16 protein-coding genes are annotated in these 14,659 nt (G+C 27.9%); 11 read left to right on the top strand and 5 right to left on the bottom strand.

The genetic code is table 11. The features are described from left to right. Positions 1-139 precede the first annotated feature (139 nt). The 8 genes from ABNT65_RS04425 to ABNT65_RS04390 all read left to right on the top strand — a co-directional run bounded on the left by ABNT65_RS04425 (position 140) and on the right by ABNT65_RS04390 (position 7,141). Positions 140-1,111, top strand: coding sequence for a KpsF/GutQ family sugar-phosphate isomerase (locus ABNT65_RS04425; protein WP_348706725.1), 972 nt, complete (start codon positions 140-142; stop codon positions 1,109-1,111). A gap of 2 nt (positions 1,112-1,113) precedes the next feature. Continuing rightward, positions 1,114-1,938, top strand: coding sequence for a twin-arginine translocase subunit TatC (gene tatC / locus ABNT65_RS04420; RefSeq protein ID WP_348706727.1), 825 nt, complete (start codon positions 1,114-1,116; stop codon positions 1,936-1,938). After that, on the top strand, positions 1,910-2,257 hold the full coding sequence (locus ABNT65_RS04415) for a carboxymuconolactone decarboxylase family protein (RefSeq protein ID WP_348706730.1): 348 nt from the start codon (positions 1,910-1,912) through the stop codon (positions 2,255-2,257). The genes tatC and ABNT65_RS04415 overlap by 29 nt, the downstream gene beginning before the upstream one ends. 123 nt (positions 2,258-2,380) lie before the next feature. Next, positions 2,381-3,115: an LPS export ABC transporter ATP-binding protein gene (gene lptB, locus ABNT65_RS04410; protein WP_348706733.1), complete on the top strand. Its 735-nt coding sequence runs from the start codon at positions 2,381-2,383 to the stop codon at positions 3,113-3,115. Between the two features lie 596 nt (positions 3,116-3,711). Then, on the top strand, positions 3,712-4,155 hold the full coding sequence (locus ABNT65_RS04405) for a hypothetical protein (protein WP_348747280.1): 444 nt from the start codon (positions 3,712-3,714) through the stop codon (positions 4,153-4,155). A 175-nt stretch (positions 4,156-4,330) separates the two neighbouring features. Continuing rightward, entirely contained in the window at positions 4,331-5,152 is an 822-nt protein-coding gene (locus tag ABNT65_RS04400; protein ID WP_348739917.1) for a hypothetical protein, read from the top strand. 136 nt (positions 5,153-5,288) lie between these two features. Then, a complete protein-coding gene (locus ABNT65_RS04395) occupies positions 5,289-6,131 on the top strand; it encodes a hypothetical protein (protein ID WP_348747279.1) in 843 nt (280 codons plus the stop codon). 182 nt (positions 6,132-6,313) lie between these two features. Next, positions 6,314-7,141: a hypothetical protein gene (locus tag ABNT65_RS04390; protein ID WP_348706741.1), complete on the top strand. Its 828-nt coding sequence runs from the start codon at positions 6,314-6,316 to the stop codon at positions 7,139-7,141. A gap of 127 nt (positions 7,142-7,268) precedes the next feature. On the opposite strand, the gene ABNT65_RS04385 is transcribed toward ABNT65_RS04390, so the two are convergent. Both ABNT65_RS04385 and ABNT65_RS04380 read right to left on the bottom strand, forming a co-directional pair. Further along, the gene (locus ABNT65_RS04385) at positions 7,269-7,694 is read right to left on the bottom strand and encodes a GNAT family N-acetyltransferase (protein ID WP_348747278.1); all 426 of its coding nucleotides are present in this window, start codon (positions 7,692-7,694) and stop codon (positions 7,269-7,271) included. Between the two features lies 1 nt (position 7,695). Next, the gene (locus ABNT65_RS04380; protein WP_348747277.1) at positions 7,696-8,436 is read right to left on the bottom strand and encodes a CDP-alcohol phosphatidyltransferase family protein; all 741 of its coding nucleotides are present in this window, start codon (positions 8,434-8,436) and stop codon (positions 7,696-7,698) included. Positions 8,437-8,864: 428 nt separating this feature from the next. On the opposite strand from ABNT65_RS04380, the gene ABNT65_RS04375 reads away from it, so the two are divergent. Next, on the top strand, positions 8,865-9,191 hold the full coding sequence (locus tag ABNT65_RS04375; RefSeq protein WP_348747276.1) for a hypothetical protein: 327 nt from the start codon (positions 8,865-8,867) through the stop codon (positions 9,189-9,191). Positions 9,192-9,289: 98 nt separating this feature from the next. On the opposite strand, the gene ABNT65_RS04370 is transcribed toward ABNT65_RS04375, so the two are convergent. The 3 genes from ABNT65_RS04370 to ABNT65_RS04360 all read right to left on the bottom strand — a co-directional run bounded on the left by ABNT65_RS04370 (position 9,290) and on the right by ABNT65_RS04360 (position 13,584). Continuing rightward, positions 9,290-10,033 carry a LytTR family DNA-binding domain-containing protein gene (locus ABNT65_RS04370; RefSeq protein WP_348747275.1) on the bottom strand — a complete coding sequence of 248 codons (744 nt, stop codon included), beginning with the start codon at positions 10,031-10,033 and terminating at the stop codon, positions 9,290-9,292. Between the two features lie 58 nt (positions 10,034-10,091). Then, a complete protein-coding gene (locus ABNT65_RS04365) occupies positions 10,092-11,117 on the bottom strand; it encodes a histidine kinase (RefSeq protein ID WP_348747274.1) in 1,026 nt (341 codons plus the stop codon). 100 nt (positions 11,118-11,217) lie between these two features. Then, positions 11,218-13,584 carry an outer membrane beta-barrel family protein gene (locus ABNT65_RS04360; protein WP_348747273.1) on the bottom strand — a complete coding sequence of 789 codons (2,367 nt, stop codon included), beginning with the start codon at positions 13,582-13,584 and terminating at the stop codon, positions 11,218-11,220. Positions 13,585-13,910: 326 nt separating this feature from the next. Between ABNT65_RS04360 and ABNT65_RS04355 the strand changes: the two genes are divergently transcribed. Next, entirely contained in the window at positions 13,911-14,051 is a 141-nt protein-coding gene (locus tag ABNT65_RS04355; protein WP_348739909.1) for a hypothetical protein, read from the top strand. 226 nt (positions 14,052-14,277) lie between these two features. Beyond that, positions 14,278-14,655 (top strand): DUF2200 domain-containing protein, encoded by a 378-nt coding sequence (locus ABNT65_RS04350; protein WP_348747272.1) that lies wholly within the window; start codon positions 14,278-14,280, stop codon positions 14,653-14,655. Positions 14,656-14,659: the final 4 nt, after the last annotated feature.

Here is a 14,659-nt window from a genome sequence, read left to right as displayed (position 1 = left end):
TTTTAACATAATAATTAAACCGAAAAACTAAGTTATAAAAAAATATAATTAATAAAGCTATAAACTTTATTTTTTATAAGTTTTTGTACCTAAAATATTTCTATTTTTACAATTTTAATTACGTTTTAAATATTTAAACTTGAAAAACGCAAGTACTATACTATCTACAGCTCGAGAAACAATACTTCTACAAAGCAATGCTATAGCTAATTTAGCAAAATTGTTAGATAACTCTTTTATAAATGCAGTTAACTTTATTTTAAATTCTAATGGAAGGGTAATTGTAACAGGAATTGGTAAAAGTGCTAATATTGCCACAAAAATTGTAGCAACGCTTAATTCTACTGGAACACCAGCTGTTTTTATGCATGCAGCTGATGCTATTCATGGAGATTTAGGGAATGTGCAGCAAAACGATGTAGTGATTTGTATTTCTAAAAGCGGTAATACACCTGAAATCAAAGTACTAGTTCCATTAATAAAAAATTCTAAAAATAAAATAATAGCTATTACTGGTAATCCTGATTCATTTTTAGGGAAAAATGCTGATTTTCTTCTTAATTCTTATGTAGAAAAAGAGGCTTGTCCTAATAATTTAGCTCCTACTACCAGTACAACTGCTCAACTAGTTTTAGGTGATGCGTTAGCTGTATGCCTATTAGAGTTAAAAGGATTTACAAGTAAGGATTTTGCTAAATACCACCCTGGTGGTGCTTTGGGTAAACGTTTATATCTAAGAGTTTCTGATTTAACAAAAAATAATGAGGCTCCTAAAGTATTAGCTAGTGATTCTATTAGTAAAGTAATTGTTGAGATTTCAGAAAAAAGATTAGGAGTTACTGCTGTTGTTGATAACAATAATACTATAATTGGTATTATTACAGATGGCGATATTAGACGTATGTTGAGTAAAACTACAGAGATTAATAAACTCACAGCTCTAGATATTATGACTAAAAGTCCAAAGTCTATTAATGTTGACGCAATGGCTATTGATGCTTTAGAAACCTTAGAGAATAATAGTATTACTCAAATTTTAGTTACCGATACTAAAAATAACTATGTGGGTGTTGTACATTTGCACGACTTAATTAAAGAAGGAATATTTTAACAATGAGTTCCAAAGAAATGTCTTTTTTAGACCATCTTGAAGAATTAAGATGGCATTTGGTTAGAAGTTTTTCATCCATATTTATTGTGGCTATTGTAATATTTGCCAATATTAAATTTGTTTTTAATGAGATTTTATTAGCCCATTTAAAACCCGATTTTGCTACCTACCAGTTTTTTTGTAAAACATTTTCTGCTATTGGTATTGATAGTAGTTTTTGTACTATAAATTTTAATCAAACATTACAGGCTTTAAATCCTACACAACAATTAATGACCGGAATTTGGTCTTCCTTAATTTTAGGGTTTGTAATTGCTTTCCCATACATACTCTGGGAAATGTGGCGATTTGTAGCTCCTGGATTACATGATACTGAACGTAAAAAATCTAGAGGGTTTATATTTACTTCTTCTCTCCTATTCTTTTTAGGAGTTTTATTTAGTTATTATGTTATTTTACCAATGTCTGTATATTTCTTTTATAATTTTGAGATTTCAGATGCTATTCAAAATAACTTTAAGCTAGAAGCTTATATTAGTCTAATAACAAATACATTATTAGGAGTTGCTATTTTTTTTGAATTACCTGTAGTTATTTATTTTTTAACTAAAATAGGTTTAATTACTCCTCAGTTTTTAAGAAGATATAGAAAACATGCTTTAGTCGTTGTATTAATATTATCAGCAATTATTACACCTCCAGATGTGGCTAGTCAGGTAATAGTTTCTGTGCCTATTATGATACTATATGAATTAAGTATTTATGTATCAAAGTTTATATTAAAAAAAGAACAAAAAAATGTCTCAAAAAGTCCAAGAGTTCAATGATTATCGTTCTAAAATGAACGAGAAAATATTAGCTTCAGATAATAAGGTTATTAAGCGTATTTTTAATTTAGATACCAATGCCTATGCTGAAGGACATTTACCTGTAAAAACCAAAGAATTATTAGGTTTAGTTGCCTCGGCAGTTTTACGTTGTGATGATTGTATTGCATATCATTTAGAAACAGCCTACAAAAATGGAGTTACTAAAGAAGAAATGATGGAGTCTATGTCTATAGCTACTTTAGTTGGAGGTACTATTGTAATTCCTCATTTAAGAAGAGCTGTAGAGTTTTGGGAAGCTTTAGAAAATAATAGCTAAATTATATACCTAACGTTTAAGAGTATTTTAAGATTAAAACTATTTATCGTTTTATACTTTTAAGCGTTTTTTAATTGCTAAGTAAAAAGAAATTATTAAATTTTATTATTACACAATCATTTCATGAAATTAAGAGCAAATAACATACAAAAGATATACGGAAGTAGAAAGGTTGTTAAAGGAATTTCGTTAGAGGTAGAACAAGGTGAAATCATTGGTTTATTAGGTCCCAATGGTGCTGGAAAAACAACTTCTTTTTATATGATTGTTGGAATGATTAAACCTAATGGTGGTACCATTTTTTTAGATGATGAAGAAATAACCGGAGATGCAATGTATAAACGTGCTCAAAAAGGAATTGGTTACTTAGCTCAAGAGGCGTCAGTTTTTAGGAAACTATCTGTTGAAGATAATATTATGTCTGTACTAGAATTTACTGATAGAACTAAAGCTGAAAGAAAACAACGATTGGAAGAACTAATTGATGAATTTAGCTTAGGACACGTTCGTAAAAACCGAGGCGACTTGCTTTCTGGTGGAGAACGTAGAAGAACTGAAATTGCTCGTTGTTTGGCTTCAGATCCAAAATTTATTTTATTAGATGAACCTTTTGCAGGTGTTGACCCTATTGCTGTTGAAGATATTCAAGGAATTGTTGCTAAACTTAAAAATAAAAATATAGGTATTTTGATTACCGACCATGATGTACAAGCTACCTTAGCTATTACTGATAGGACTTATTTAATGTACAATGGTGGGATTTTGAAAGAAGGAACTCCTGAAGAACTTGCCGAAGATGAAACCGTAAGAAGAGTATACCTAGGAAAGGACTTTGAGTTAAAAAAGAAGAAGTTTTAATAGTTTTTTATCCGTTAATTTTCTTTTTTTAGGAAATAAATGTAACACCTATTGAAAAACATAAAAAACGTTATCATATTACTTTTTTTATACTAATTATGGGTATTTGTTATAATGATACAGATGCTATTGATATAAATATTCACGATACTTATTTTGTAATCGCCAACTCTCATTTTTCTTTAATACTTGCTTTTTTATTAACCTTCTCGGGTATAGTTTATTGGAGTATATACAAATTACAACATATTCCTTTTAAATTTTAGCATACCTTCATATTTTCATTACTTATACTTCCTTAACTTCTTTATATTTTGGAATGTTTGTTATAGTAAATTCTAAATTACCAAAGAGTCATTTAGAAAGTAATCATCCTTTATTTTCGGATTTAATAGGTTTTAATATTGTACTAACTATTGCTTTTTTATTCTTTTTTATTCTCCAACCTGTACTTTCTGTATTACAACTACTTAACTTATTTCCAAAAAGAAAATAAATCAAATTTATTGTTAAATAATCAATATCTATTCAATAAAACTAGGGTAAAACCTAAATTATCTGTTTTAAATACAGATAAACATTAAAGAAAACAAAACATGAAAAAATTACTAAACGTAGCTAAATTACTTCTACTGACTATTACATTTTCATTAGTTAGTTGTAATGAGAACGACACTGAATTAGGTAACCCAAATAATGGGAATCCAAATTCTCAAAAAATAAATGTTGAATTTTTAAAAGACGATATTAATCAAACGTTAATATTACCTACTTCAATAACTACTATTGTAAGTTTTACAGATTCAAAAGAAACTCCAATTGTTATTGGTTTAGAATATAGTATTAATAAAGATTTTTCGGATGCTGAATTTAGAGGAGAAAACCAAGATGTTACAGATACTAAAGATGTTTTTCATATAAAAATGGACGGTTTACAATCTGGCAAAGAATATTATGTAAGAGCCGTTTTAAGATTTGTTGATGGAACTACTTTTAAAACAGATGCTAAAACAGTTCGAACAAGTAGTATTGTTTTTTAAACATACGGGGACTAACGTGGATTTTAAAGGCTGTTTATTAAATAAACGGCCTTTTTTAATTTTAAAATGCTACTGATTTTAACCCTAAAAAAGCTTTTAACACTTCTTTAACATCTTTTCTTCTAGGGTACTTTAATCGAGTATCGTTTTAAAGATATAACGCAAAGATTAAAACATGAATTATTTTTTAAACTCAAAACGTACTTTAACTTACTGTCTAATAATTTTATTTGGTTCACTAGTTATTACAAGTTGTTCTAACAATGATGAGGATATGATTCCTCCTAAAGATAACGATGCGACTGTAAAAGATAACAATGATGATGATACCAATAATGAAGATGTAGATCATGGAGAAAGTTTTAATTTAGAAACAGCCACAGACTTTTTTATCAACTATGATAGCAGTGTACATATTTTTGTAAAAGGAAAATATAATGAAGGAACTAATCCTAATATTATTTCAAGAGGTATTGTTTATAAAGAAGGGACAGAATTACCTAATCCTAAAAATGGAGATAAAACAGCTTATGTTTCAAAAGATACTAAAGATGTAAACGCTAAAATTCATAACCTACCTAAAGGAAAAACTTTTACTATCAGAGGTTATTTAGTAGATAATAAAGGAAATTATACATTTAGTAATCCAATTACAGCTTCTACAGATGTTAATGCTTCAACGACTAGAAAAATTAGTTTCGACTTTTTAAATGGGCAAACAACAATAGTAGCTAGTAATATGATTGTTACGCTAATAAAATTAACCAATGTAGAAAAGGAAGCTCCTAAAGAAGTAGGTGTTGAATATTCATTAAAACAAGACTTTTCTGATATAAAAACTTTAGCTACTAATGAGAATGAAACTAAAAGCTCAGAACTTTTTGGTATTACCATAGGTAATTTACAAACAAAAACTAAATACTATGTTAGACCTTTTGTTAAGTATGCAGACGGAATAATTGTTAGAGGGGATGTTAAAGAAATAGAGACTAAGTAATTATTCTAGTCTTTATTTAACAATTAGCTCCGTTAAACAACGGAGTTTTTTATTAAGACAATAAATAAATTTAACACTTTTTAACATAGGGTAAATAAAATTGACAACGTATTATATACATACAAAAACACAAATTATGAAAGAAGTACACTTACCAAGCAAAAAAAACTTTATAAAATATAGTTTTATTACTCTTATTAGTCTATCTGTTTTGACTGGTTGTTCAGATGATGAATCTATAGTGCCTCCAACCCAATTAGAAGAAATTTCTTCAGATGTGGGAGATAATTCAGCTAATGAAAATGTAGATCATGGGGAAAGTTTTACTTTGGAAACGGATACTGACTTCTTTATTAATAGAGATGAAACTATAAATATTTTAGTTAAAGGGAAATATAATGAAGGGACTAACCCTAACATTATTATAAGAGGACTTGTTTATGCTGAAGGAAGTACAATGCCAGATCCTAAAAAAGGTCATAAAACAGCTTTTGTTTCTAAAGATAATAAGGATGTAAATGCTAAAGTACCTAGTTTACCAAAAGGAAAAGTCTTTACTATTAGAGGATACTTAGTAGATAATAAAGGAAATTATACATTTAGTAATGCAATTACTGTTTCTACAAATGTTGATGCTTCAACTTCTAGAAGTCTAACATTTGAATTTAGTTCTAATAAATATTTTGCTATAAATCCAACTACATTTGAACCAACTAGTGTTATTTTTTCTAATGTAAAATTTGTTGAAATTATAAAAGAAAAACCGAAATATTTAGGGGTTGAATATAGTTTAAAAGAAGATTTTTCTGATGCAGAAGTACTTTACATTTCACAAAATAGAACTATTAATAATACAGGTTATGCTTTATTCATTAAAGGATTACAAACTGATACAAAATACTATTTAAGACCTATTGCCAAATATGCTGATGGTACTGTAGTTAAAGGAACTGTAGATATTATAGAAACTAAAAAATAACATATATGCTTAATAAACATTGAGAAACTGTTTATTAAATTTTTAACTAAAAACAATCTTGTTCATACTAAGCTCTGCATAACAGCAGAGCTTTTTAAATATTAAAAACTCTTTTAACACTTTTTAACATAGGGTAAAGAAAAACAGTAACGTATTATAGATATACATAAAAACACAAAATCATGAAAGGATTACACCTACCAAACAAAATGAATTTTATAAAATATAGTTTTATCGCTTTTATAGCATTATCTGTATTTAGCAGTTGTTCAAATGATGATAATTTAGTTCCTCCATCGGAACCTGAAGTTGTTTCTAATAATGATGATACAACAAATGAAAATGTAGATCATGGAGAAAGCTTTGTTTTAGAAACAAAAACAGACTTTTTTATTAATGCTGATGGCACTGTTAATATTTTGATTAAAGGAAAATATAATGAAGGGACTAATCCACAAATTATTTCTAGGGGAATTATATACAAAGAAGGTACTACAACTCCAGAAAACAGTGATAAAACAGTGTTAATTTTTAATAATGAGGAAGTAAACACTGCTATAAAAGAATTAAGTAAAGGAAAAACATATACTATCAGAGGTTTTTTAAAAGATTCAAAAGGAAAGTACACTTACAGTAATTCCATTACTGCTTCAACAGATGTTGATGCTACTACTTCTAGAAGTTTAAAATTAGAATTTGATTCAAATAAATTTAGTCCTATAAGCTTATCTACTTTTGAAGCTGAGCCTACTATTATTTCATGGATAAAAATATCAAAAGTTCTTAAAGAAGAACCACAAGAATATGGTGCTGAATATAGTATTCATGAAGATTTTTCAGATGCTAAAGTTATATACATTGATACTACCAAAAATTTTAACGGTACTAATTACATTGTAAACAATAGTGATAATATACAAACCAATACTAAATACTACGTGAGACCTATTGCTAAATACGCTGATGGTACTTTAGTTAAAGGAGCAGTGAGTACTGTAGAAACTAAATAATAGTTTCATGAGTTTAATCGTTAGGTTATACTAACGTTTAATAGCCGATTTTATCGGGATAGTTTAATTTTCGGGCTCTGCTATTCAATTAGCAGAGTTTTTATTTTTATTATATCAAGACCTTTATTTACAGCTCTTTTTTTAGAAAGATAAAAGATTGTCCTTTTTTAGGATAATCTTCAATTTTACCAAAACGTTGGTACCCATTTTTTAAGTAAAATGCTTCTGCTTGAAAAGAAAAAGTGTCTAAAATTGCAAGTTTAGCTCCTTTTTCTTTAGCCAATGTTTCAGCTTGCTGCAATAATTTAGATCCTAATCCTGATTTTCGTTCTTTTTCTGCTACCCATAAAACTTTAATCATATAGCCTGCATAATAGCCTATGCCTCCTAAAACCCCTCCAACAATAACTCCTTCAGGATTTTTAGCAATCAAATCAATAGGTGTCCAAACTTCAGGTAATATACGGTCAGTTTGACTATCATTATAATTATTAATTCCAGCTACAACCTTTTCTGCCTCTTCTCTACTCTGGCATACTTCTATAGTTATCATTTTACTTAGTTGTGAGGTTTTGAATTATTGAAACTATGATATATGATAAAATAATTATAGGAATGGCTACAAATTTAAACACAATTAGTAATGCTATAGATAGTATGATAAATAAATACTTAACAATATTATCTTTAAAAGAAAAGTTTTTAAATTTTAGAGAAAACAGTGGTAACTCAGCATTCATTACAAAGCTTAACACAATAGTTACTGCTATTAAAACATATTGATTGTTTACTAAGTCATAAAAAAATGAACTATTGGAATAATCCAATATCAATGGCAATGAAATTACAAACAAGCTCATAGCTGGTGTAGGCACCCCAATAAAACTATCGGTTTGTCTTTCATCAATATTAAATTTAGCCAATCGGTAACCTGCTGCTAGGGTTAATAAAAGTCCTAAATAAGGTAAGTTACTTCCTGTTTTTCCATATTCATCTATTCCAAAGTAGCCTACAGCATCTTTATCTATGGCATGTACTAATAATTGTAACATTACAATACCTGGTACTACTCCACTAGTAACCATATCTGCTAAAGAATCTAATTGTTTTCCAAGTTCTCCTTGTACTTTCAACATTCTAGCTGCTAAACCATCTAAAAAGTCGCAACCAATACCTATCACTACTAATATTGCCGTAGCTGTAAAGTCTCCTTTTATAGCAAAAATAGTTGCCATAGTACCACATAACAAATTTCCTAGAGTTATAAGGTTTGGAATATGTTGTTTTATGTTCATAGTTGTTCGATTTTAAAGCGAAAATAAGAAATCCTTTTATTCAAATTATTGTTTTGGTTATTGAAATGATGTAAACTTTTCCTATAGTCTAAAAAAGTTATTCCTTTTTACTTATTTTTTTAGGTTTAAACAGTCTTAACATTCTTCCTCATAAGGTTTCATACTACACTTTAACAACTTTTTACTATAAGTGTATTTTTATTTACTATGCTTGTAAAACTATTTACTATAAGTGTATTATTAATTACTACGCTTGTAGAATTATTTATTATAAGTATATTCTTAGTTACTATCCTTGTACTATTATTTACTATAAATGTATACTACATTACTATTTTAGATAATTTTCTTACTGTTTTTGATTCAATATGTACTCTAAAAGCATTACTTTTTATATATTTATACTCCATTTAAAATTAAAAATTGTTATGCGTAACTCACCACATATTGGAAAGTTATTGTCTTCTTATATAGAAAGACATGCTGTACAAAGTAAATCGATTGCTTCTTTTTTAAAGGTTTCTTCTACTCAGGTTTACCGTTATAAAAATAGTCCTAGAATTTTAACGGGTAGTCTTTGGAAAATTTGTTATGCTTTGAAACATATTTTTTTTTTGGATATTGCCTTAATGCTTCCAGAGTCTTACCATCCTAAAACGTCTTTTGGGAAAGATGATGAGATTAAACGACTTACTGAAGAGAATAAAAAATTATCTATTGAAATTAATGTACTGAAAGAGTTACTTAAAAAGTGATATAACACCTTTTTACAAGGTAAAATTACCTGAATAACCACGACTTCCCAAGGAATTAAACCTTTTTTTGGTGATTTTATACCATTTTCGATGTAAATTTACTCAATCCATTTTCTAAATTCACTTGTAGCTGAAGCGCTTGTAATTAAATGATTTTTATAGTTTTTTATTGAAATAGCTAATCTGTCTCCAAAATAAGGCTCTATTTTTTCGATAAAATTAATATTTACAATTTCACCACGATTAATTTGAAAAAACTCTTTTGGATTTAATTCTTTTATTAAGTCAGATAACTTATAACGAAATTCATTTTCTTTTCCTTTTTCATCAATCGCAATGCATTTTCCAGAGTTAGACAGAATTGCTCCCGTATTTTTTGTGCTTAAAATCTTTATTTCTGTTTTGGTTTTTATAATAATACGTTCTTTATAGTCATTATTTACTTCATGAATATTTTCTGATATTTTTTTCCAATCGACCTCTTTGTTTTGTAGATTTTCAAACTTTTCCATGGCTTTACTAAACTTGTTATAACTTATAGGTTTTAATAAATATGCTATTCCGTTTACATCAAAAGCATCTTGATAAAAAGTATTGTAAGCAGTTGTAAAAATAATGGGGGATTTTATAATGTTAGTTTTTAATAAAGAAAATACATTTCCATCTAACAACTCAATATCTGAAAATACTAAACCTACTTGTTCATTAGTTTGATACCATTTTTCAACTTCTTCTTTGCTTTGTAACGAAGCTACAATTTCAATTTTATTATTGTATCGAAGAATGTGATCGGTAATAATTTCAATGTTAATAGCCTCATCTTCTATTATTAATGCTTTCATTTATTTGTATTTATAATGGTCTAATAGAATTTGTAAATAATCATCTTTCTGAATCATTTTATACTTCGGGAAGTAATGGAATTTCAACGATAAATTCATTATTTGTTTCGGTAAAAACAACCTCTTTATTAAAGTTGAGTTGATATTGTCGTTTTAAATATTCATTTCCTGTGCCAGTTCCTAAGGTAAAATCTACTTTATTTAATTTGTTCTTTACATCAATCCTATTTTTATTTCTTGATAGTAAAATGATTAATGGATTTTCTTCACTTGCTTTATTATGTTTTATAGCATTCTCCAAACATAGTTGTAATGAACATGGAATGATAAATCCGTTTGCATCTTCAATTTTGTTTTCTATTTGATAAGCGTTTCCAAAGCGTTTATCTATTAAACTCATATAACTTTTCAGAAAAGAAAGCTCTTCTTTTAACTCCACTAATTGTTTTTTTCCATGTTTTAAATAGTATCGATACACATCTGAAAAATCATCAATGAAATCTTCTATTTGTTCTGGCTTTTTTCTTGCCAATCCAGATAAAACACTCAAATTATTAAATAAAAAATGAGGTTCTAAGTTCTTTTGTAACATTTGTGATTGTAAGGTAGCCTTTTCTTTTTCGGTTTGCTCTAATTCTAAAACAGCTTTTTGGGTTTGTTTAAAATATAAGAATGCAGAGGTAAGTGCAAAAATATCAACAAGTACAAATGCTACTGATATTGTATTAAAAAATCTACCTACCACATCATATTCTTGAATATTTGCTGATGTCAACAGAAGAAAATCGACAATAATACCTATTCCATTAAATATGATAAAAGACAAGGTATATACTTTTACAAATTTTAAAATTGTATTTGTATGATCTATTTTATTGACAATTTTCCATGAAATAAGTACCGATATTACGGCTACTATAGAGAATAAAAAGACAGATAAGTGATCGAAATAATCATAAAAGCTAATATCACTTTTTGTACGTACATTATGTAATAGATAGAGTTTTCCAACATTTCCTATTAACAAGAGTACAATTACAATGAAAACTTGTTTTAGATTTATTTTTTGATTGAAAAGTTTCACTTTTTTAGAATTTTAGATTTACAAAGTACATTTTTAGTTTACAACAAAGCCATTTAAAGTTCTTAATTCTTTAAACAGCTTTTATTGTACTGTATATATATTATTTTTTGGCTCTATTTTGTTCTTCTTCATTACCTGAATTACGTTGTTTAACTTTTATTTTTTTGTTGCCAAAACTATAGTTTAAGCTAATTTTTACACTTCGGGTATCAAAATAATTATAGTAGGTTTGGTTTATTCCATTAGTTTTAGTGTTTACATGTGTTGCCTTACGCTTTAATATATCATTTATAGCAACTGTACAGTTTAGCTTTTTATCAAGTAAAGAAAATTTTAAACCTAAATCAAGGCTAATCATTTCTGAGGTTGAAAAATACATTAGTTTTTGCGGAGAAGCATAAATAAACGTTGCTTCTGCTTGCATAGTTTTTGCTTTGTTTAAATGAAAGGTATTTCTATTATAAAATTGAAAATTCCATCCGCTTACTAATTCAGCATCTAAATTAAATCCATCTTTATAGCGAGTATCCATTTTTGATACGGTTGCTTGGGTTACTGTATTCCACCATTGTGTTGGGTTGTAGATAAAAGTTTCAGTTAATCCATAGTTGTATGCTGTATAAAAATTATCAAATGTTACTACTATTCTTTGTTGTGCTCCATCTTCAGCTTTAATAATATTAAAATATCCATCATCTACGTAACTTACAAATGCTTTACTAATAAACTTTCCTTTATAAATGTGTTTAAATTCTAAATTCTCAGAGATTTGTGGTTTTAAAAACGGATTTACTTCTTGATACGAAATTGAATTGATATAAAAACGAAACGGGTTTAAGCGTTCAAAGCTTGGACGTTGAATTCTTCTACTATAACTTAAGTTAAATATGTTTTTTCTACTTGGAGTATATGCAAAAAATACAGATGGAAATAATGTATTGTATGAGTTACTATCTGTTTGGTTACTTGTTTTAGAAATTCCTTTTGTTTGTGTATTTTCAAAACGAAGTCCAATTTTTGTTTGCCATTTTTTGCCTAATGGTTTAGACATATCAGCATACAAAGCGTTGATGTTTTCAGAATACATAAACTCATTACTTTGTGTAGGATCAAAAACAGGTGTTCCTGTACTCATATTGTAAAAAGATACATTACTGTCTGTTTTTGTAGCAGTGATTTTTGCTCCGTAAGAAAAATTTGCCCACTTAGTTGGATGCTCAATATCTATTTTTCCACTATAATTTTTAATATTTTGATAGGTACTGTTTTTTGCTTCAAAATAACTTTGATTTGTTATAAACTGTTGGCTACTAAAGTTTCTAGTAAAAGAATTATTAAAGTTAAAGTAATCAACATCAATCGATAATTTTCTACCTAGTGTATCTAATTTTTGTATGTAATGTGCATTTATTGAATGGTTTTTGTTAGTTGTATCTGCTTTACCTTTATTATCTGTATACGTTCCATTTCCGTCGTTTATCAATGTTCTTCCACCATCATTTACCCCTTTATTTTCAAATGAACCAGAATATAAAATTCCTACAGTGGCATTATCTGATACATTATAATCTAAACCAAATCTACCAGAAATCATATTTTCTTTATTTTTCATGTCGAGATTAGTTACGGTTGAAGCTGATGGATAAATAATGTCAAACTGATTAAATTGTGCTGTATTTCCTTGGCTTCCATTTAATGAAGCCATTAAACTTAGGTTGTTTTTATTGTAGTTAAAAGTGTTTCCATAATTAAATAATGAATAGGTTGCTTGTGTATAGGAAGTTCTTAGTTGATTGTTCCAGCTATTTTCTTTTGATTTTTTTAAAACAATATTAATCAAACCACTATTCCCTTCTGCATCATACTTAGATGGTGGTGTTGTAATAACTTCTATATTTTTAATATCGTCTGATGCAATAGTACTTAAATAAGCATTTAATTCGTTTCCTGATAATTGTACAATTCTATCATTTACCAATACACGTACATTTCCTTTTCCTACAATGGCAAGTTTATCGGTATCTACGTGCACACTTGGTGTTGCTTTTAGTGCATCAAGGGCTGTTCCTCCTGTTCCTGCTACCGTATTTTCTACATTAAAAACTAATCGATCTACTTTTTGTTGAATCAGTTTTTTACGTGCCGTAATTACTACCTCTTGTAATTGTTCTTTATCCTCTTCTAAAATGATTGTTCCAATAGTAGCTTTGATTGGTGTTACTTTTTTTGTGACAAATCCTACAAAGCTAATTTCTAGGTATATATTACTTTTTTGAGTATTGATGGTAAACTCACCGTTTTCATCTGAAATAACACCTGTAATTGTTGAATTATTAGTGTTATTTTTTGCTATAATGTTAGCAAATGAAATGGGTTTATTTTGTTGATCGATTATTTTTCCTGTAAAGTTTTGTCCGAAGCCAATTGAATAAGCAAAAATGATTAAAAGTGTTGTTATGGTTTTCATTGTATATGATATTTCAAGATTAATAACACTCCAAAAGTATTTTGAGACTGCTGTTTTTGAAATAGCTATGCAATGAATTAGGGAAAAAATGAAATGAATTAGGGAGCTAATACAATTTACGAATAAACATTTCGCATATTAACCGTTTCTTTTTCCTTTCTGCTTCGTTAAAAAAAGAAACCGTAGCTAAGACTATGCTCTATTTTTCATCTTGTTTAAAGAAAAAATAATTCAATTAATTTACACGAAATTTTTAATCATAATTCGTATAAAGGTATTATAAGTTTATATTTAGCCTCATTATTCAAAAACTAAAATTTTATAACATGAAAAATTTAAAAAAGTTAACTTCAAAAAACACTACAATTCTAACTAAAAAGCAATTAACTAAAATAGTAGGTGGTACTGATTCTGAACCACTAACCATTGGTAATGCAACTCATGACAATAGATGGCCAAAAGCCTAAATAAAAGATAGCTACTAAAAGCCAATGCTTATTAAACTCTGTTTTAAACATTGAAAATAAACGGCACAAACTTTAATAGAATTTACTAAGGTTTGTGTTGTTTATTCTGTTTAAAAATAACTTAATCGCAAGGACAATAACCTAAGGTTTAATTCCTCGGTGTCTTGCATCGTTTAGTTTTTTTATAATATATTTATTACCATTATAAACTCAAAATCAAATAAACATGAAGGTTACTACAGAAAAAAATGAAAAAGTTGCTAATATGATATTTGGATCTATTTATCCGCATTACTTAAATAGAATAGAGAAAAATGGAAGAACAAAAGAAGAGCTTAATCAAGTTATAGAATGGCTTACTGGTTACAATGAAGAAACTTTACAAACCCTTATTAAGGAAAAAGTAACTTTTAGAAGTTTTTTTGAAAAAGCTACCATACATCCTAATGCTTACTTGATTAAAGGCGTTGTTTGTGGCTATAGAATTGAAGAAATAGAAGATGAATTTCAACTATACAAGCAATCTAGGCAAATGGAAAAGCTAATTGATGAATTGGCAAAAGGTCGTAAAATGGAGAAAATATTGAGAAAGGAAAAGAAATAACCAC

It is taken from the genome of Tenacibaculum sp. 190524A02b, assembly GCF_964036645.1.
In the GTDB taxonomy this organism is placed as follows: Bacteria; Bacteroidota; Bacteroidia; order Flavobacteriales; family Flavobacteriaceae; genus Polaribacter; species Polaribacter vairaonense.
This window is presented reverse-complemented; position numbering and strand designations above follow the sequence as displayed.

What these genes read in the sequence shown, in the direction of transcription:
- tatC (WP_348706727.1), top strand. Translation starts at nt 1,114, where the DNA reads ATGAGTTCCAAAGAAATGTCTTTTTTAGACCATCTTGAAGAATTAAGA.
- ABNT65_RS04415 (WP_348706730.1), top strand. Translation starts at nt 1,910, where the DNA reads ATGTCTCAAAAAGTCCAAGAGTTCAATGATTATCGTTCTAAAATGAAC.
- lptB (WP_348706733.1), top strand. Translation starts at nt 2,381, where the DNA reads ATGAAATTAAGAGCAAATAACATACAAAAGATATACGGAAGTAGAAAG.
- ABNT65_RS04405 (WP_348747280.1), top strand. Translation starts at nt 3,712, where the DNA reads ATGAAAAAATTACTAAACGTAGCTAAATTACTTCTACTGACTATTACA.
- ABNT65_RS04400 (WP_348739917.1), top strand. Translation starts at nt 4,331, where the DNA reads ATGAATTATTTTTTAAACTCAAAACGTACTTTAACTTACTGTCTAATA.
- ABNT65_RS04395 (WP_348747279.1), top strand. Translation starts at nt 5,289, where the DNA reads ATGAAAGAAGTACACTTACCAAGCAAAAAAAACTTTATAAAATATAGT.
- ABNT65_RS04390 (WP_348706741.1), top strand. Translation starts at nt 6,314, where the DNA reads ATGAAAGGATTACACCTACCAAACAAAATGAATTTTATAAAATATAGT.
- ABNT65_RS04385 (WP_348747278.1), bottom strand. Translation starts at nt 7,694, where the DNA reads ATGATAACTATAGAAGTATGCCAGAGTAGAGAAGAGGCAGAAAAGGTT.
- ABNT65_RS04380 (WP_348747277.1), bottom strand. Translation starts at nt 8,436, where the DNA reads ATGAACATAAAACAACATATTCCAAACCTTATAACTCTAGGAAATTTG.
- ABNT65_RS04375 (WP_348747276.1), top strand. Translation starts at nt 8,865, where the DNA reads ATGCGTAACTCACCACATATTGGAAAGTTATTGTCTTCTTATATAGAA.
- ABNT65_RS04370 (WP_348747275.1), bottom strand. Translation starts at nt 10,033, where the DNA reads ATGAAAGCATTAATAATAGAAGATGAGGCTATTAACATTGAAATTATT.
- ABNT65_RS04360 (WP_348747273.1), bottom strand. Translation starts at nt 13,584, where the DNA reads ATGAAAACCATAACAACACTTTTAATCATTTTTGCTTATTCAATTGGC.
- ABNT65_RS04355 (WP_348739909.1), top strand. Translation starts at nt 13,911, where the DNA reads ATGAAAAATTTAAAAAAGTTAACTTCAAAAAACACTACAATTCTAACT.
- ABNT65_RS04350 (WP_348747272.1), top strand. Translation starts at nt 14,278, where the DNA reads ATGAAGGTTACTACAGAAAAAAATGAAAAAGTTGCTAATATGATATTT.